Below are 17,933 nucleotides of genomic sequence, written 5' to 3'. Positions count from 1 at the left end.
CCCCCAGGCGCTGACTTAAGTAAGTCACTGGGGGAAGTTCGAGCAGTTAACAACGCTGCAGTCTGAAAGACGAAGGGTATTGCTGGAGTAAGTGATGAAGCCTTCTATCGTGTTATACAAAAGCATTCCCACCGATCTGCGTGAACGACTGGAACAACACTTCACCGTGCACGCCTTCAACGGGCTAAACCCGGAAAACCGCGATGAGTTGCGCCAGGCGCTGCAACAGGCAGAAGGGATCATCGGTTCCGGCGGCAAAATTGATGAGGCTTTCTTGCAGCAGGCCCCCAAACTGCGCGCGGCTTCAACCATTTCCGTCGGTTACGATAATTTCGACGTTGACGCGCTTAATGCCCATAACGTGCTGCTGATGCACACCCCAACCGTGCTGACTGAAACCGTCGCCGACACCATCATGAGCCTGGTTTTGGCGACAGCTCGTCGAGTGGTAGAAGTGGCCGATCGAGTGAAGGCCGGCGAATGGCAAGGCAGCATCGGGGCAGACTGGTTTGGCGTTGACGTGCACCACAAAACTATCGGCATCCTCGGAATGGGCCGTATTGGTCTGGCGCTGGCGCAACGCGCTCATTTCGGCTTCGGCATGCCGGTGCTGTATAACGCCCGCCGCACTCATGAAGAAGCAGAGCAGCGTTTTAATGCCCGCCGCTGTGACCTGGATACCCTGTTGGCCGAATCCGATTTCATCTGCATTACGCTGCCGCTGACCGACGAAACTTTCCATATGATCAGCCGTGACCAACTGGCGAAGATGAAAAAGAGCGGTATTCTGATCAACGCCGGCCGTGGTCCGGTGGTGGATGAAGCGGCACTGGTTGAGGCGCTGCAAAACGGCACTATTCATGCCGCCGGGCTAGACGTGTTCGAACAGGAACCGCTGCCGGTATCTTCACCGCTGTTGACGTTGCCAAATGTGGTAGCGCTGCCGCATATCGGTTCTGCGACCCATGAAACCCGTTATGGCATGGCCGCCTGCGCCGTGGACAACCTGATCGCCGCGCTGACCGGCAAGGTCACAGAAAACTGCGTTAACCCGCAGCTGCTGAAGAAGTAACTTTCATGGGCGGGAGTTTTCCCGCCCTATCTCTTGCCCTTCACCTCCCCCTGCCTTCTCCTCCCTGAAAATCTCGCGCCAGGATGAGGCTATTTTTTCATCGTTCGTCACACTGGGCGTTACCCTACGATAAAAACGCTTCCTGCCACGTGTAAGGAGAGCCATGAAACGCCTGACCCTTCCCCTGCTGATGCTGCTGTCGCCTGCGGCAATGGCAAGCTGGACGCTGCAAAGCTTCCCAGCCTTTGACGGTACTTCCGCCGACGGCTTGTTCACCAGCCACGCCACGCTGCCCAAAGGCGAACTGCCGCTGAAAATTTACCAAGACCAGCAATGCTGGCAGCCAACTGCGCCGGTCAAACTGAACCAAACGTTGTCACTACAACCCTGCGGCGATAACCCGCCGGTTAACTGGCGGCTGTTCCGCACCGGGGAATACCAGGTGCGCATCGACACGCGCAGCGGCACGCCGACGTTACAACTCAGTCTGAAAACCGCAGCGGAAATCGCCACTGCCGCCGCCACGCGCACCTGCCAACGCTGGGACGGTAAACCGGTCACCCTTGACGTCGCGGCAACCTTTGACGAAGGCGAATTGGTACGCGATTTCTATTCAGGCCAAACGGCAAAGGTCAGCCAGGGAAAAATCACCCTGCAACCCGCCACCGGTAGCGGTGGATTGCTGTTGTTGGAATCTGCCGGTAGCGAAAAACCGGCGCCCTTCAATTGGCACAACGCCACGGTGTATTTTGCCCTTACCGATCGCTTTGAGAACGGCAACCCGGCCAATGACCACAGCTACGGACGCCGCAGCGACGGCATGCAGGAGATCGGCACCTTCCACGGTGGCGATCTGGCTGGCCTGACGAACAAACTGGATTATTTGCAACAGCTTGGCGTCAATGCGCTGTGGATCAGTTCGCCGCTGGAGCAAATCCACGGTTGGGTCGGCGGCGGCACCAAAGGAGACTTCCCGCATTACGCTTACCACGGCTATTACGCGCTGGACTGGACCCGACTCGATGCCAATATGGGCAGCGAGCAAGACCTGCGCACGCTGGTCGATCAGGCGCACCAACGCGGTATCCGCATTCTGTTTGACGTGGTAGTGAATCACGTCGGCTACGCCACGCTGGCAGATATGCAGACCTTCCAATTCGGTTCGCTGTATCTGAAGGAGGAAGAAATCGAAAAAACGTTGGGTAAACATTGGGGCGACTGGCGACCAGGCCCAGGTCAAAACTGGCACAATTTCAACGATTACATCAACTTCAGCAATAAAGCGGGCTGGAGTTCATGGTGGGGCAAAAACTGGATCCGTACCGATATCGGTGACTACGATCCACCCGGCTATAACGATCTCACCATGTCGCTGGCTTTCCTTCCGGACATCAAAACTGAAGCGCCCGGAGCCAGTGGTCTGCCCCTGTTTTACCGCCATAAACCCGATACCGCCGCGCGGGAGATTCCCGGCGCCACCACACGCGACTACCTGACCACCTGGCTTAGCCAGTGGGTACGTGACTATGGCATTGACGGTTTTCGCGTCGACACCGCCAAGCACGTAGAAAAACCAACGCTGGCGCTATTGAAACAGCGCGCCACCGCAGCTCTGGCAGAGTGGAAAACCGCCCATCCACAACAGGCGCTGGATGATGCTCCTTTCTGGATGACCGGCGAAGCCTGGGGCCATGGCGTGATGAAAAGCGACTATTACCAGAACGGCTTCGACGCGATGATCAATTTTGACTTCCAGGATCAGGCTTCCCAGGCCTTGGCTTGCTTCTCCAACATCGATGCCACCTACCGACAGATGGCTGATAAGCTGCAGGATTTCAACGTGTTGAGCTACATCTCCTCGCACGATACCCGGCTGTTCTTTGCCAGCGATGCTAAAGGGTCGCTAACGCTGCAGCAGCGCGCTGCCGATCTATTGCTGTTGGCACCCGGTGCGGTGCAGATTTACTACGGCGATGAAAGTGGCCGTGATCTAGGCCCTACCGGCTCAGATCCGTTGCAGGGTACCCGTTCCGATATGAACTGGGCCGAGTTGCAGGGTAGCAAAGCTCCTCTGTTGGCACACTGGCAGCGGCTGGGTCAATTCCGCGCTCGTCACCCGGCGATCGGTGCCGGCACACAGCAGTCGCAGCAAACGGCACACTACTATGCTTTCAGCCGTCGGCTCGGCGACGATAAAGTGATGGTGGCCTGGGTCGGCGATCGGTCACAATAATTCAGAGAGATATGCTGCTAAAAAACCATCGGGTGAAGTTTACTCCCGGTGGTTGTTTTATGAACCGCATTGCACCGGAAATTGTCTGGCGGTATGGTGGGGTATTACCTGCTAAAAACAATACAGTTGCACCTATGACTTTTTCACTTTTCGGCGACAAATTTACCCGTTACGCGGGCATTACCCGTTTAATGGATGACCTGAACGAAGGCCTGCGCACCCCCGGTGCCATCATGCTCGGCGGCGGTAATCCGGCGCAAATTCCAGAGATGGAAAGCTACTTCAAACAACTGTGCCAGGACATGCTCGATCAGGGCAAACTGACCGAGGCGCTGTGTAACTATGACGGCCCGCAGGGCAAAGACGCCCTGCTGAAAGCGCTGGCTAATTTGCTGCGCGATGAGCTGGGCTGGCAGATCTCGCCACAGAACATTGCACTGACAAATGGCAGCCAGAGCGCGTTTTTCTACTTGTTTAACCTGTTTGCCGGGCGCTATGCCGACGGCAGCCGTCGCCGCGTGCTGTTTCCGTTGGCGCCGGAGTATATCGGCTATGCCGATGCCGGGTTGGACGAGGGGCTGTTTGTTTCGGCCAAGCCCAACATTGAGCTGCTGCCGGAAGGTCAGTTCAAGTATCACGTTGACTTCGAACATCTGAATATTGGCGACGATATCGGCATGATCTGCGTGTCGCGCCCAACCAACCCGACCGGTAACGTGATCACCGACGAAGAGCTGATGAAACTCGATCGGCTGGCGCAGCAGCGCAATATCCCGCTGGTGATCGATAACGCTTACGGCGTGCCCTTCCCCGGCATTATCTTCAGCGACGCTACGCCGCTGTGGAACCCGAACATTATCCTGTGCATGAGCCTGTCGAAACTTGGCCTGCCCGGCTCGCGCTGCGGCATCGTGATTGCCGATGAGAAAACCATCGGCGCCCTGACCAATATGAACGGCATTATCAGCTTGTCGCCAGGCAGCATGGGGCCGGCCATGGCAACGGAAATGATCGAACGTGGCGACCTGTTGCGACTGTCAAACGAGGTGATCCGCCCGTTCTACAAGCAGCGCGTCGAGCAAACTATCGGCATTATCCGCCGCTATCTGTCGCCGGAACGCTGCCTGATCCATAAACCGGAAGGGGCGATTTTCCTGTGGTTATGGTTCAAGGATCTGCCGATCACCACCGAGCTGCTGTATCAGCGCCTGAAAAAGCGCGGCGTGCTAATGGTGCCAGGCCACTACTTCTTCCCGGGGCTGGAGCATGAATGGCCGCATACTCATCAGTGCATGCGGATGAACTACGTGCCGGATCCGGAGAAAATTGAACGTGGCGTGGCGATACTGGCGGAAGAGATCGAGCGTGCTCACCAGGAAGCTGGCTGATTTGAATAAGGGGCGCTCAGACAGCGCCCCAAAGCCTTACATTGCCCAGAACAGCACCGCCAGCAGCTGCGGCGACATGATGCGCAGGAACATCGCCAACGGATATACCGTGGCGTAAGACAGCGCGGCAGCGCCGCTGGTCGGGTGCAGGCCGTTAGCAAAGGCCAGCGCCGGCGGATCGGTCATTGAACCTGCCAGCATGCCGGACAGCGTCAAATAATTCATCTTGCCCACCATCCGCGCCAATACGCCAACGCTGAGCAACGGAATTGCGGTGATCAGTGCACCGTAACCAATCCACGCCAACCCTTCGCCATTAATCAGGGTATCGACAAAGTTGCCGCCCGACTTCAGCCCCACCACCGCCAGAAATAGCACGATACCCAGTTCACGCAACGCCAGGTTAGCGCTGGGCGGCATAAACCAATACAGCTTGCCAATGCTACCGATACGCCCGAGTATCAAGGCCGCAACCAGCGGCCCACCGGCCAGGCCCAAGCGCAACGCAGCAGGGAAACCCGGTATAAACAGCGGCACAGATCCCAACAGTACCCCCAAACCGATACCGATAAACACCGGCAGCATTTGCACCTGCTGTAACTTCTGTTGGGCATTGCCGACAATGGCCGCCACCGCCTCGATGGACTCCGGGCGGCCAACCAGATTGAGGATGTCGCCGAATTGCAGCGTTACATTGCTGCCTGCCACCAGTTCAACCCCCGCGCGGTTGAGGCGCGAGATCACCACGTCGTACTTTTGCTTCAGGTTCAGATCGCGGATTTTGCTGCCCAAAACTTTCTCATTGGTCACCACCGCCCTCACCACCTGCAGTTCCGTCCCCCGCGTTGACAGCGAGACGTCGACCTCTTCGCCAATCACCAACCGCGCATTTTCCAGACTTTCGCGTTTGCCCACCAGATGCAGATAGTCGCCCAGCTCCAGCCTCTCGAGCGGCGCCGGTACCATCAGCAACTCACCGCGTTTCAGGCGTGAACAGATAATATCCTCACCGTTCAGCAGCGGCACATTCTTGATCGCCATCCCTTGCAGGTTCGGGTTACGCACCGCGATATTCATGGTTTGCAGCAGCTCGCGCTGGTTGCCCAGGCTGCTTTCAAAAGCCTGAGCCTCCCGTTCGATATTGATGCGGAAAAACAGGCGTATCAGCCACATCACCAGCAGAATGCCGCAGATACCGAACGGATAGGCCATGGCATAGCCCATCCCCATGCGATCGACCATTGCCGGATCTGAGCCCAAATCGGTAAGAATTTGCTGCCCGGCGCCGAGTGCGGGGGTATTGGTGACGGCACCGGAGAACACGCCAAGAATGATCGGTAGCGGGACGTCAAACAGCTTGTGAACCACCGCCGCGACCACCCCGCCTACCAGCACCAGCAAAATGGCGAAGCCGTTGAGCCGCAACCCGGACACCCGCAAAGAAGAGAAGAAACCAGGGCCGACCTGAATACCTATGGTGTAAACGAACAGGATCAGGCCAAACTCCTGAATGAAGTGCAGCATGTCGCCATTCAGACTGAGCTGCCAACTCTGGGCGAAATGCCCGACGATAATGCCGCCAAACAGCACCCCGCCAATCCCCAACCCAACCCCATACAGCTTCCAGTTACCCATCCACAGCCCGAGAACGGCCACCAACGCCAACATACTGACGGTCAGGGCGATTTCGCTCATAGGTCACATCCTTGCCAGAAGTTTAACAACCGGTTTGCGGTCAAAGTCACACAATTAACAGGGATTTTGGCATAGGTAGGAAAACGCGACTGTGGGTTAAGCCACATAATGCAACGGGGGAAGCCCGTTTGGACTTCCCCCGTCGATACCTTTCCTCTTTCAGGCCGCCGTACGAACCTCTGCGGCCTGAAATGCATAGGTAAAACTATGAATTTTTCAAAGCGTTATTTTGATTCCAACCCCGGCGTGGTGCCGATGGCGATACGCTGTGGCTGCAGAGCTTCTGGGACATGACGCACCAGATCGATATGCAGCAGGCCGTTTTCAAACTTGGCCTCAGAGACCTGCAGGTGTTCAGCCAGCGTGAAGGTCAGGTTGAAGTCTTTGAACACCAGCCCCTGATGCAGGTATTCCACCTGTTTTTCTGGCGGTGTCGGCTTGCCACGTACGGTCAGGCGTGGGCCTTCTACTTCAATATCCAGTTCACTTTGTTTAAACCCGGCTAACGCCAGAGAAATGCGGTAATGGTTGTCGTCGCTTTTCTCTATGTTGTAAGGCGGGAACCCCTGTGGCTCCTGGCCGCCCATTGAACTGGCCAATTTGTCGAAACCAATCCACTGACGAAGCAAAGGTGAAAGATCGTAATTACGCATGATGTAAACTCCTTCTATGAAGCGAGATTTTACCCGTAGCTTGAAATTTATAGGGTAAATTAAGGTATGCCCCCTGTCGGCAGGCATTAACATTTCACCAGCGAGACGTTTCGCCGATGAAATATGAATTATTTAATTTCTATACGACGCGGTTTTAATGTTTCCGGTACCAGGCGTTCCATATCGATATACAGCAACCCGTTTTCCAGTTTGGCGCCTTTAATTTGGATATGCTCGGCCAACTGGAATTTACGTTCAAAGTTTCGCTCGGCAATACCTTGATATAAGTAGGTTCTTTCCGCTGGATCGTTATTATGAGCGCCTCGGATTATCAGCAGATTATCCTGGGTAGTGATTTCCAGCTCCTGTTCGGCAAATCCGGCCACCGCGATCGCAATGCGGTAATGATTTTCATCGACCAGCTCAACGTTATAGGGTGGATAACCGCCATTGCTTTGGCTCTGACCTGCCTCCAACGCGTTAAACAAACGGTCAAACCCAATAGCGGAACGGTAAAGCGGTGAAAGATCAAAGTTACGCATAAAACAGCCTCCTAAGGCACTTCAGCGAGGTTGAATAATTAAGCCTTCCATCATGGACAGACTAAATAGCCAGAATTCCCTTACGGCAAATTCTTAATTTGGCCTTGATAAGAAAATGGGGGTCGCTTTCACCATTTCAACCGCTCACGATCAAAAAAATGACAATCAGTTCGGCGAAAGTTTTTTTATCCCTTACAATAAAGTGAGACAACCGCCACAGAGCGGGTCCTTGCTCCTTTTAAAACATCCAGAGGATGTTATAGATCAGCAGATTTTGGGGAACAGCACCCTGCAGGATGGAAAATGAAAACGATAAGAGTCATAGCAACCAGTTGCATGCTGTTAGCGACCAACGGCTGCTCCAGCGTAATGAGTCATACCGGCCCTAATCAGGGTTACTATCCTGGCACCCGTGCCAGCGTGGATATGCTGAAGGACGACAATACCAGCTGGGCAATGATGCCGCTGGTGGCGTTGGACCTGCCATTCTCGGCGGTGATGGATACCGTATTACTGCCTTACGACTACATGCGCTCCGGCAGCGACAGTACCGCAGACTCACCTAAAGCGCGTATTTTGCGCGGCGAAGAGCAGAACCTGGCCGCCAGCGGCGATCCGGCCCATGCCGCTACGACCACACCCCAGTAAAATATTCTGATGCGGGCTTCTCGCCCGCACCCTCGATCAGACTTCAACCACAAAAATCTGGCTGAATCCGTTTACCTCGCGCATAAAGGCCACTTTGTTTCCATCCGGTGAAAATACGATAGCATCGCCCGATGGGGGTAGCGCCGTCCGCTGAGTCAGGCGCTGCATGCGGCCGCTGGCCACCTCGCACAGCATCAGGCTGTTGTCACACACCAGCGCAATTCGCCCACCCTGTGGGTGCCAACTGAACGCCGATTGGATCCCCTGTTCACCACGAGTGACCTGCCGCGGTTCACCGCCGTTTGGCGAAACCGTCCACAGCTGTACCACACCCGCATCATCCTTCATTAAACAGGCAATCATGCTGCCATCGGGCGAGCTGCGCAGCCAGTGACGAGGGGCGGTTACCACGCCTGGATAACGACGCTCGCCGGTAAAGGTCAACCGCCGTTGGTGCACGCCCCGCGGTGGCGCAGGCAAGCTGTTTGCGGTCCCCTGCAGCGGCCGGGAACCTGCCCTGGCGTAATCCGCGTCATCCTGCGGCAAATCCACAATGAATACTTCCGGCAACTTTTCACCGTGATGAGAAAGAGTGTCGCCGATAAATGCCAACGCCCAGCGCTGCTGACGCCCATCGGGCCGTACATAGCCCCTTTGCCCGACCCAGCCCTCTTCATAGGCGCGGTTAATCTGATCGCTGCCGGGTTGGGGTTGTGGCGTGGTCTCGCTCACCAGCACGCAGTAATGGCTGCCGTCATATTCACGAGGATGCTGCTTCGGCGGGTTCACTCCCTGTAACGGTACGGCCACGCCAACGTTACGCAGGTCCTGCGCCCGATCCAGTTCGTGCATGACGTGGTCGTTATAAGTAAAGCTCAGGCGGCTGCCGTCCGGGCTGAACACGTGTACGTGAGTGCCGCCACGCAGTGCACCCGGCGTATAAGGGGGAGTGATGTCCATCGCATCAAGGGTAATAGCCAGCTCACGGTCGGGTTCGCTGACGATCACCCCGCGGCGATGGTGAAAATCGTAATGCCAGACGCTGTCCGGGTGTTCAGGCCCATGAATGAAAGCATAGCGGGCGGGTTCATCCGGGCTGACGGTCACTACACCAACGTGGGCGCCCTGTTGGGCGCGATACACGACTTCGACTACGCCGGTATCGACATTCACCCGCTCGATGCTCAGACCGGTGAAGGAGGCACCGTTCGGGCGTACGTCGTAAGCCAGCCACTGGCTGTCCGGCGTCCAGACATTAATATTGGTTAACTGATGCCCACGTGGGTCAAAAGTCAGCTGTTTTTCCCGATGGCTCATGGCGGCTCCCCTGCGCATGCTGGCACTGAGCCGCCATCTTACCGGATCACCCGACGCGTTTCACATCACCCACCAACAGCAGGTACGACAGCGCACCAATCAATGCCACGACGGAGATATAAATCAGCGAAGGAGCAAAACCATAATCCTGCGCCAAATATCCCACCACCAGTGGTACGGTGATGCCACCCAGCCCGCCGACAAAGTTGAAAACCCCGCCGGTCAGGCCAATCAAGCGGGTAGGCGCCAGCGATGACACCAGCGACCAGGTGATGGAAGCGAAACCGTTGCCAAAGAACGCCAGTGCCATCAGCACCATAATCCACAGCGGATCATTGGTGTAATTTGCCCCCATGATGCAGGTGGAAAGCAGCAATCCGCAGATAATCGGCGTTTTCCGCGCAAAACCGATAGAGCGGCCGCTGCGTAGCAAACGATCGGCCACGAAGCCGGATAGCAAGACGCCACAAAATGCGGCCAGAAATGGCACCGTAGTCATAAAGCCTGCGGTCAGTGCGGCGATATGCTTTTCCTGGGTCAGGTAGTTAGGGAACCAGGTGAGGAAAAACCACAGCGTAGAGGTAATGGCAAACTGGCCGATATAAACCCCCACCAACTTGCGGTGGAACACCAGTTTCCAATCGGCGGCGGTGAGCGCCACGCGGCTTTTCTTTTCCGATGCAACGTCGCCGTCGACCATGCCGCCACCGGCTTGAATATATGCCAGTTCGGCAGCGTTCACCCCTTTGCTGTTGCGCGGTGATTGGTACACCCGCTGCCATATCAGCGCCCAAACGATGCCGATACCGCCAGTGATAATAAATACCCAGTGCCAGCTCAAAATTTCCTGCACCCATATCAGCAGCGGCGTCAGAAACGCCAGCCCGACAAACTGACCGGATGTATAAAACCCAACCGCCGATGCACGCTCCTGCTCGGGGAACCAACTGGTGACTATCCGGTTATTGGTGGGAAACGCGGGCGCTTCAAATAAGCCGGTCACTGCGCGCAGACCGATCAGGGATGCCAGACCGCCAGCAAATCCCTGCAGCAGCGTGGCGATCGACCAACCCATGATGGCAATAAAATAGGTTAGTTTTGACCCGACGCGATCCAGAAACCAACCGCCGGGGATCTGACACAGAGTATAGGTCCAGGCAAAAGCCGAGAAAATATAGCCCATCTGCGCCTTGCTGATGCCAAATTCCTGTTGAATATGCGCCGAAGCTACCGCCAGGTTGGCGCGGTCGACATAACAAATGACTACGGTGACAAATATCATTAATAGCGTCAGGTAGCGGCGTTTACTTCGTGGTGTTGAGGTCAAGGTTGTGTCCATTCTTGTTATTCCGTTATTTTTCGGATTTTAATAATGGTGAGAAGAAACTGTAGGGCAACTCACCAGCTGAAATTACAAATGATGATTAATGGTTTTTATATTCTCAGGCGAGACTGTACTTTTTCTTTGCCTACCCAGTTTTATGCCCATCACGCCGCCGATAATTAATGCTATAGCGACAATAATCAGCGCTGCCGTATAACTGTCGGTTACGTCCTTAATTCGCCCCATCACCGGTGGAAAAATAAGTCCGGCAATATTGGCCACCGCATTAATCAAGGCGATCGATGCCGCACCGGCAACCCCCGCCACCGTTTCTGTCGTCACGGCCCAGAATATGGGAGTGATCGCCCAATTCAGACCCACGGTCAGCACCAGCAGACCGTAGGCCAGGATCAGGTTATGGCTGTAAATCGCCAATAGCAGCAATCCCCCGGCGACCATCAGTGGAAGCCCAAGGTGCCAAGAGCGCTCCTTGGTAAGATCGGAATGCCTTCCGTTCAAATACATAAAGAGACAGGCGAAAAGGAAGGGGACCGCGGAAAGCAGACTAACAATAAAATTGCTCTGCTCGGCCACCACGCCCTTAACTATCAGAGGTAAAAACAGCGTGATGCCTATGGTGCCGAATGCCTGCAACAACCACAGTAAACTCAACGCCCACACGCGTTGGCTTTTCAGCGCCGCCTTCCAGCCATGGTGGTGGCCCAGAGTCGCCTGCCCAGATTCATTCGTCAGGGTTTCGGCTAACCATGCACGCTGTTGTGGCGTCAGCCAGCGCGCTTTCTCCGGCGCATCGTCAAGGTAGAAATACACCATGATACCCAGTGCCATCGCCGGAATGCCTTCCAGCAGGAATAACCAGCGCCAGCCTTCAATTCCGAAAAAACCATGCATGCCGAGGATGGATCCGGATATCGGCAACCCAATCACCGAAGCCAATGCAGCACCTATATAAAACAATGACATCGCACGTGCACGATCGCTGCGGGGATACCAGCAGGAGAGATAATAGATAATCCCAGGGGTAAACCCGGCCTCCGCAATACCCAGCAAGAAACGCATCGCATACAGCTGATTCGCGGTTTGCACCAGGCTCATGCCGGCGGCGACAACCCCCCAGGTGATCATAATGCGCGCGATCCACAGTTTGGCGCCCACGCGGGTTAATATGACGTTGCTCGGCACCTCGAAAATAATATAAGAAATATAAAATATACCGGCCGCAATGCCGTACATTTCCGCCGTCATGGCCAAATCGGCATTCATCTGCAATGCAGCCACGGAAATATTTGAGCGATCTATATAAGCAACCAGGTAAAGAATCATAATGAAAGGTATGATTCTTATATTCATTTTTTTAATTATTGAGGAGTACAGATCGTTATTCATCGCCTACCCTCACATTCTATTTTGCAGGTGTGCATCTCGCCTGACAGCAATGACAGGCGAGACCTGATCGAGGTATCTTTTCAGCGTTAATTTACAATGTGTTATTTAATAAAGAATTACCACTCGGCAATGGCACCGTCCGGGTGACGCCATACCGGATTACGCCAGTCAGGCGCCTGTTTACTGCGTTCGATCACCAGTTCTTCGTTGATCTCTACGCCAAGACCCGGCTTGGTCAGTGGATAAAAATGACCATCGGTCATTTTGAAATCCTCTTTATTCACAACATAATCCAGCAACTCGGCACCCTGGTTATAGTGAATGCCCATGCTTTGTTCCTGGAACACCGCGTTGCGCGCTACAAAATCCACATGCAGACAAGAGGCCAGCGCGATCGGCCCCAGTGGGCAATGCGGTGCCAACGCGACGTCATAAGATTCCGCCATGGCAGCAATCTTAAAGCATTCGGTAATGCCGCCGGCGTGGGACAGGTCAGGCTGAATAATTGCCAGGCCACCGTCCGCCAACACCCTTTTAAAATCAAAACGCGAGTACATACGTTCACCGGCGGCAATCGGGATATGGGTCTGCGCAGCCAGTCGTGGATAGTATTCCGCCTGCTCCGCCAACACCGGCTCTTCTATAAACAGCGGGCGATAAGGCTCCAGCTCTTTGATCAGGATTTTCGCCATCGGTGCATCAACACGCCCATGGAAGTCCAAGCCAAACTCGATCCTGTTGCCAAAAGCTTCGCGGATCTGCGCAACCACCGCCACCGCAGCATCCACCTTGCGCGCGCTGTCGATAATGCCCATTTCTTCACAGCCGTTCAGCTTAAAGGTATCGAAGCCGATTTCCGTCAGCTTGTTGATTCCCGCTATCACATCGGAGGGACGGTCGCCACCTACCCAGCTATAGGCCTTGATTTTGTCACGCACCAGACCACCCAGCAGCTGATAGACCGGCACACCCAACGTCTTACCCTTGATATCCCACAACGCCTGGTCGATACCGGCTATCGCGCTCATCAGTATCGGCCCGCCACGATAGAAACCGCCGCGATACAGCGTTTGCCAGATATCGTTTATCCGCGCCGGATCCTGGCCGACCACATATTCCGACAGCTCATGTACCGCCGCTTCTACACTACGCGCGCGCCCTTCAATAACCGGCTCGCCCCAGCCGACAATGCCCTCGTCGGTTTCAATTTTCAGGAACATCCAGCGCGGCGGCAGCCGATAGGTGGTCAGTTTGGTTATTTTCATTGAGTCGCTTCCTTATAGGCCCGAACAAATGCAGCAGCCTGCTGTGCCGTGCGCTCAACCGATTGACCGGCGCGATAGAGATCGCCCCCCAACCCGGCACCCGCACAGCCTGCGGCCAGATATTGATGCAGGTTTTCCGGCGTAATACCGCCGACGGCAAACACCGGCACCTGCGGTGGCAATACTGCCTTCAATGCCTTTATGTAATCTGGGCCAAAGGACACCGACGGAAAAATCTTCAGCGCCTGGGCGCCGGCTTCCAGCGCGTTGAACGCTTCCGAGGCGGTGGCGCACCCGGCACAGACCGTCATGCCGAGCTCAACCGCCCGGCGGATCACCGTCGGCTGGGTGTTGGGCGTCACTACCAGTTTGCCCCCCAACCTGGCCAACTCATCGACCTGTGTCGATTGCAGCACGGTGCCGGCGCCAATCAACGCACGATCGCCGTATTTTTTTACCATATCGCCAATGCTTTGCTGCCAGTCCGGCGAGTTCATCGGTATTTCGATCGCGTCGAACCCTTCACGTAATAGTGCCTGGACGTGTTCGCCTACATCCTGCGGCGTAATACCGCGCAAGATGGCGATCAACGGCAACTCAGTATTCCAGCTCATGCACAATGCTCCTTATCCCCGATTGAAAAGCCCGATCGCCGTCCAGTATCTGGTGGCATATCCCGGCCATATTCAGCGCCTGAGCGTAACGTTCACCCAGTTGCGGATTACCGATTACCGTGAGCTCCGCTCCCGGCGGCAGCGGATACTCACGCTGCATCTGCGCGACCTCGTTGCCAATCAGCAACCCCGAAAGCCAGTCGCTGACCGCGCTTTTTTCCAGTTTTCCAAGCACATGAGCGGCACGGGTTTCAAACAGGCTGCGCACAATATGAGTTTCATGCATGCCGGTCTCCAACCCACGCACAAATGCCTGCGGATCAGGATGCTGCCTGCCCAGCCCTGCACCAATCAGCGAATGCTGGAGCAGCAGATGATGCAACTCACCGGTCATGACCGTGCGGAAATCGGCCAAAGTATCCCCCTCCATCCGCACCCATTTGCTGTGGGTGCCGGGCATCACATACACCGCCGAGGGCCGTTCCGCATAAGCGCCAATCAGTTGGGTTTCTTCACCGCGCATGACATTGCAATTATCTGCACGTTCGACGCATATTCCCGGGATGATCCATGCGGAATAAGGTAAAGCCTGCTCTACCACGGTTAACTGCTGCGCCACATCGTTCAGACGGGTTGGACATTGCAGATAAGGTGCCTGCAACCAACCGGCATTGCTGCCGATCATCCCCGCCATCACCACCGGCAGCGGTTCCGCCCAGCGAGCCATCAGCTCACTGAAAACCTGCTGCGGCGAACGGTCGCCAAGGCGGGTAACACCGGCCTCCGACTGCAGGCTGTCGACACAGACACCCTGTTCGTAGCGCCAGACACGCAAGTTAGTGGAACCCCAGTCAATCGCGATAAAGCTGTCACTCATGTAATGTCCTTTAACCTTTTGGTAGAGCTGGCAATCATTGCCAGTGCCGCCTGTTCGGCAGCATCTGGATCCTGATGACGGATAGCGTCATACAATTCCCGATGCTCACGCAGGGTACGCGGCATATTGCCCTCATCCGGCATATAGGTACGCTCAAACACCGCGCGCTGGAGCGAACTAATCGCTACGCTAAGTTGTTGCAATACCGGGTTATGCACCGCCGCCAGCACCGCTTCGTGGTAGCGGATATCAGCTTCATTGAAGCGTTCACGATCCTGGTGATGGGTCATCATGTCGTTCAGCGCCGACTCAATCACCGCCAGTTCGCTGGACGTCGCCCGTTCCGCTGCCCAGCGGGCTATAGAAGGCTCCACCAGGTTACGAACCTCGCTCATCGCAGCAATCAGCCGTGGGTCGTAATCCTGGGCCAACACCCAGTTCAGTACGTCGGTATCCAGGTAATTCCACTGATTGCGCAGGGTGACAAAGGCGCCGCGATAGCGTTTAACCTCGACCAAACGCTTTGCCATCAACGCGCGGAGCACTTCGCGGATAATGTTGCGCGAGGTCTGAAACTCTTCGCACAACTCGGCCTCGGCCGGCAGTGGTGAACCCGGCATATACTTTCCGCCGACGATCTGCCGGCCAATCTCAATAATGATTCGGTCTGTTTTCCCGATCTGCTGCTTATTCATAATGACTCCGTGGCGTTCGCCATGCTGTGGTGACGGATTCACTTTACCCGTAGCGCCTGCTGGCGTCCTGCGGTTGCAGCACAATCTTCATAACTCACTCACCTACCGACGCCTGATTGTAGTACTAATTATTAATATCGTACTACAATCAAGATCACAAAACAGACAATAAGATAAACGCCTTCTGGTTGTGTAACTTCGGGGTTTACATAAAAGACTAAAAAGTACAAACTGGATTCTAAAGTCTACATCACCTTCTTTACTGGAGCCGTCATGAGCCACTTATTCGATGCAATTGTTTCCGCCCACCAACAATTGCGCCCACAGGTTCGCGTCACCCCACTGGAACGCAGCGTACTGTTGTCGCAACGCTTGGGTTGCGAACTGTTCCTGAAATGCGACCACCTGCAGCCTACCGGCTCTTTTAAGTTTCGCGGCGCCAGTAATAAACTGCGGCTACTGAGTGAAGAGCAACGCCAACGCGGAGTGATCGCCGCCTCCAGCGGCAATCATGGCCAGGCGATGGCGCTGGCGGGAAAGTTGATGGGCGTTGAGGTCAAGGTTTATGCGCCGGAAACAGCAGCGGCGATAAAACTCGACACCATTCGCGCTCTGGGCGCCCAGGTAGAGCTGGTGGCGGGCGATGCGCTAAATGCCGAGCAGGCGGGGGAAAAGGCGGCGCAGGAACAAGGGAAGGTTTATGTCTCTCCCTATAATGACGAGCAGGTCATCGCCGGTCAGGGGACCTGCGGCATGGAGCTGGTCGAACAACAGCCGGATTTGGATGCGGTGTTTGTCTCGGTGGGAGGTGGCGGCTATATTTCGGGCATTGGCAGCGTTTTGCAGCAACTATCGCCGAAAACGCAGCTAATTGCCTGTTGGCCGGAAAACGCCACCAGCATGTACAGCGCATTGGAAGCCGGCCACATTTTCCCGGTGGAAGAGCAAGATACCCTGTCCGACGGCACTGCCGGGGGCGTGGAGCCCGGTGCTATTACCTTCCCTCTGTGTCAGCAGCTGATCGACCGAAAAGTCTTGGTCAGTGAAACTGAAATCAAGCAGGCTATGCGCCAAATTGCCGTCAGCGATCGCTGGATTATCGAAGGGGCGGCCGGGGTAGCCTTAGCCGCCGCCATTAAGCTGGCACCGGAATTTCAGGGGAAAAAAGTGGCCGTCGTCCTGTGCGGAAAAAACATCGTGCTGGAGAAATACCTCAAGGCGATCGCCGATGAAAATCCTTAACAAAAGGCAGATACTTGGATCTTTCGACGCAGATGCCACCACATTACTGCTAAAAGAAGGGTTTATTGCCTATTCAAAACGGCAGGTACAGCAACCGCCGGTACAACATTTCCTGTTTGAGCAGGCAGCCGGCGACTGCTGTATTAAATCGGCGTGGCTGGAAGGAGACGAGCAGTTTGTCCTCAAGGTTTCCTCCGGTTTTTACCGTAATCCAGCGCAGGGGTTGGCCAGCAATCAAGGGCTGATGATGGCTTTCTCAGCACAAACCGGTGAACCGCAGGCGTTGTTGCTGGACGAAGGCTGGTTAACCGCATTACGCACCGCTCTGGCCGGGCGCATCGTCGCCGAACTGTGCGCACCGACGGAGATCCCGGCCATAGGTATCGTCGGCTGCGGCATGCAGGCCCTGCTGCAGTTGCAACAGCTAAAACCTCTGACCGCCTGCCGTGAAGTCTGGGTATGGGGCCGCACCGAGTCGGCGCTGCAAGCCTACCGCCACAGTGCCGAGGCCGAAGGATTTCGGGTGCATACAACCCAGGATGCTACAGAACTGGCGGCACACTGCCGGTTGATTATCACCACCACGCCCAGCCGAGAGCCGATTCTGCGGGCGACGGATATTCGGCCCGGCACCCACATCACCGCGGTAGGCGCCGATTCCCATGGCAAGCAGGAACTGGAGAGCGGTCTGGTGGCCAGGGCGGATGTGTTGCTGGCAGACTCTGTGTCTCAATGTACAGAATACGGCGAAATCGCCACGGCTTACCGGCAGGGATTGTTGGCTTCGATACCCCTCGTCGAATTAGGTACCGCCCTGGCGCAAGGAAAGAAGGTGCGCAGCGATCCGGAGCAAATCACCCTGGCCGATCTGACCGGCTTGGCGATTCAGGATGTGCAGATTGTGAAGGGAATTTTAGCGCGGTTATAACGGGATTAAGGGGCGCAACTGCGCCCCCTGATG

General features: G+C 55.6%; 16 protein-coding genes. 6 read left to right on the top strand and 10 right to left on the bottom strand.

Features of this window, described 5'->3' with window-relative positions:
• The first annotated feature begins 94 nt into the window (after positions 1-94).
• From ghrB to AAZT04_RS20955, 3 genes are all read left to right on the top strand, one after another.
• Entirely contained in the window at positions 95-1,072 is a 978-nt protein-coding gene (gene ghrB / locus AAZT04_RS20965; protein WP_046374823.1) for a glyoxylate/hydroxypyruvate reductase GhrB, read from the top strand.
• Between the two features lie 163 nt (positions 1,073-1,235).
• Positions 1,236-3,305: an alpha-amylase gene (locus AAZT04_RS20960; protein WP_434681593.1), complete on the top strand. Its 2,070-nt coding sequence runs from the start codon at positions 1,236-1,238 to the stop codon at positions 3,303-3,305.
• Positions 3,306-3,439: 134 nt separating this feature from the next.
• A complete protein-coding gene (locus AAZT04_RS20955) occupies positions 3,440-4,693 on the top strand; it encodes a valine--pyruvate transaminase (protein ID WP_041415136.1) in 1,254 nt (417 codons plus the stop codon).
• Positions 4,694-4,729: 36 nt separating this feature from the next.
• On the opposite strand, the gene AAZT04_RS20950 is transcribed toward AAZT04_RS20955, so the two are convergent.
• From AAZT04_RS20950 to ibpA, 3 genes are all read right to left on the bottom strand, one after another.
• Positions 4,730-6,388 (bottom strand): putative transporter, encoded by a 1,659-nt coding sequence (locus tag AAZT04_RS20950; protein WP_020824648.1) that lies wholly within the window; start codon positions 6,386-6,388, stop codon positions 4,730-4,732.
• A gap of 224 nt (positions 6,389-6,612) precedes the next feature.
• Entirely contained in the window at positions 6,613-7,041 is a 429-nt protein-coding gene (gene ibpB, locus AAZT04_RS20945) for a small heat shock chaperone IbpB (RefSeq protein WP_020824647.1), read from the bottom strand.
• Positions 7,042-7,169: 128 nt separating this feature from the next.
• Positions 7,170-7,583 (bottom strand): small heat shock chaperone IbpA, encoded by a 414-nt coding sequence (gene ibpA, locus AAZT04_RS20940; RefSeq protein WP_020824646.1) that lies wholly within the window; start codon positions 7,581-7,583, stop codon positions 7,170-7,172.
• Positions 7,584-7,886: 303 nt separating this feature from the next.
• Between ibpA and AAZT04_RS20935 the strand changes: the two genes are divergently transcribed.
• Entirely contained in the window at positions 7,887-8,231 is a 345-nt protein-coding gene (locus AAZT04_RS20935; RefSeq protein ID WP_041414075.1) for a YceK/YidQ family lipoprotein, read from the top strand.
• 36 nt (positions 8,232-8,267) lie between these two features.
• On the opposite strand, the gene AAZT04_RS20930 is transcribed toward AAZT04_RS20935, so the two are convergent.
• The 7 genes from AAZT04_RS20930 to dgoR form a co-directional block, all read right to left on the bottom strand.
• The gene (locus tag AAZT04_RS20930) at positions 8,268-9,548 is read right to left on the bottom strand and encodes a DUF3748 domain-containing protein (RefSeq protein WP_129941240.1); all 1,281 of its coding nucleotides are present in this window, start codon (positions 9,546-9,548) and stop codon (positions 8,268-8,270) included.
• 46 nt (positions 9,549-9,594) lie between these two features.
• Complete coding sequence (locus AAZT04_RS20925) at positions 9,595-10,887, bottom strand: MFS transporter (RefSeq protein ID WP_041414073.1); 1,293 nt, start codon at positions 10,885-10,887, stop codon at positions 9,595-9,597.
• Positions 10,888-10,959: 72 nt separating this feature from the next.
• Positions 10,960-12,279, bottom strand: coding sequence for an MFS transporter (locus AAZT04_RS20920; protein WP_041414071.1), 1,320 nt, complete (start codon positions 12,277-12,279; stop codon positions 10,960-10,962).
• 116 nt (positions 12,280-12,395) lie between these two features.
• Entirely contained in the window at positions 12,396-13,544 is a 1,149-nt protein-coding gene (dgoD, locus tag AAZT04_RS20915; protein WP_046374829.1) for a galactonate dehydratase, read from the bottom strand.
• Positions 13,541-14,158 (bottom strand): 2-dehydro-3-deoxy-6-phosphogalactonate aldolase, encoded by a 618-nt coding sequence (locus AAZT04_RS20910; protein ID WP_020824639.1) that lies wholly within the window; start codon positions 14,156-14,158, stop codon positions 13,541-13,543. Before AAZT04_RS20910 ends, dgoD begins: the two co-directional genes overlap by 4 nt.
• On the bottom strand, positions 14,142-15,035 hold the full coding sequence (locus AAZT04_RS20905) for a 2-dehydro-3-deoxygalactonokinase (RefSeq protein WP_046374830.1): 894 nt from the start codon (positions 15,033-15,035) through the stop codon (positions 14,142-14,144). Before AAZT04_RS20905 ends, AAZT04_RS20910 begins: the two co-directional genes overlap by 17 nt.
• Entirely contained in the window at positions 15,032-15,730 is a 699-nt protein-coding gene (dgoR, locus tag AAZT04_RS20900; RefSeq protein ID WP_020824637.1) for a D-galactonate utilization transcriptional regulator DgoR, read from the bottom strand. Before dgoR ends, AAZT04_RS20905 begins: the two co-directional genes overlap by 4 nt.
• A 273-nt stretch (positions 15,731-16,003) precedes the next feature.
• Between dgoR and AAZT04_RS20895 the strand changes: the two genes are divergently transcribed.
• Positions 16,004-16,972: a threonine/serine dehydratase gene (locus tag AAZT04_RS20895; RefSeq protein WP_261448686.1), complete on the top strand. Its 969-nt coding sequence runs from the start codon at positions 16,004-16,006 to the stop codon at positions 16,970-16,972.
• Positions 16,959-17,900 (top strand): ornithine cyclodeaminase family protein, encoded by a 942-nt coding sequence (locus AAZT04_RS20890; protein WP_261448687.1) that lies wholly within the window; start codon positions 16,959-16,961, stop codon positions 17,898-17,900. Before AAZT04_RS20895 ends, AAZT04_RS20890 begins: the two co-directional genes overlap by 14 nt.
• The last annotated feature ends 33 nt before the right edge of the window (positions 17,901-17,933 follow it).

It is taken from the genome of Serratia sp. Je.1.23.a, from assembly GCF_051129805.1.
GTDB classification, from domain to species: Bacteria; Pseudomonadota; Gammaproteobacteria; order Enterobacterales; family Enterobacteriaceae; genus Serratia; species Serratia liquefaciens.
This window is presented reverse-complemented; position numbering and strand designations above follow the sequence as displayed.

What these genes read in the sequence shown, in the direction of transcription:
- ghrB (WP_046374823.1), top strand. Translation starts at nt 95, where the DNA reads ATGAAGCCTTCTATCGTGTTATACAAAAGCATTCCCACCGATCTGCGT.
- AAZT04_RS20960 (WP_434681593.1), top strand. Translation starts at nt 1,236, where the DNA reads ATGAAACGCCTGACCCTTCCCCTGCTGATGCTGCTGTCGCCTGCGGCA.
- AAZT04_RS20955 (WP_041415136.1), top strand. Translation starts at nt 3,440, where the DNA reads ATGACTTTTTCACTTTTCGGCGACAAATTTACCCGTTACGCGGGCATT.
- AAZT04_RS20950 (WP_020824648.1), bottom strand. Translation starts at nt 6,388, where the DNA reads ATGAGCGAAATCGCCCTGACCGTCAGTATGTTGGCGTTGGTGGCCGTT.
- ibpB (WP_020824647.1), bottom strand. Translation starts at nt 7,041, where the DNA reads ATGCGTAATTACGATCTTTCACCTTTGCTTCGTCAGTGGATTGGTTTC.
- ibpA (WP_020824646.1), bottom strand. Translation starts at nt 7,583, where the DNA reads ATGCGTAACTTTGATCTTTCACCGCTTTACCGTTCCGCTATTGGGTTT.
- AAZT04_RS20935 (WP_041414075.1), top strand. Translation starts at nt 7,887, where the DNA reads ATGAAAACGATAAGAGTCATAGCAACCAGTTGCATGCTGTTAGCGACC.
- AAZT04_RS20930 (WP_129941240.1), bottom strand. Translation starts at nt 9,548, where the DNA reads ATGAGCCATCGGGAAAAACAGCTGACTTTTGACCCACGTGGGCATCAG.
- AAZT04_RS20925 (WP_041414073.1), bottom strand. Translation starts at nt 10,887, where the DNA reads ATGGACACAACCTTGACCTCAACACCACGAAGTAAACGCCGCTACCTG.
- AAZT04_RS20920 (WP_041414071.1), bottom strand. Translation starts at nt 12,279, where the DNA reads ATGAATAACGATCTGTACTCCTCAATAATTAAAAAAATGAATATAAGA.
- dgoD (WP_046374829.1), bottom strand. Translation starts at nt 13,544, where the DNA reads ATGAAAATAACCAAACTGACCACCTATCGGCTGCCGCCGCGCTGGATG.
- AAZT04_RS20910 (WP_020824639.1), bottom strand. Translation starts at nt 14,158, where the DNA reads ATGAGCTGGAATACTGAGTTGCCGTTGATCGCCATCTTGCGCGGTATT.
- AAZT04_RS20905 (WP_046374830.1), bottom strand. Translation starts at nt 15,035, where the DNA reads ATGAGTGACAGCTTTATCGCGATTGACTGGGGTTCCACTAACTTGCGT.
- dgoR (WP_020824637.1), bottom strand. Translation starts at nt 15,730, where the DNA reads ATGAATAAGCAGCAGATCGGGAAAACAGACCGAATCATTATTGAGATT.
- AAZT04_RS20895 (WP_261448686.1), top strand. Translation starts at nt 16,004, where the DNA reads ATGAGCCACTTATTCGATGCAATTGTTTCCGCCCACCAACAATTGCGC.
- AAZT04_RS20890 (WP_261448687.1), top strand. Translation starts at nt 16,959, where the DNA reads ATGAAAATCCTTAACAAAAGGCAGATACTTGGATCTTTCGACGCAGAT.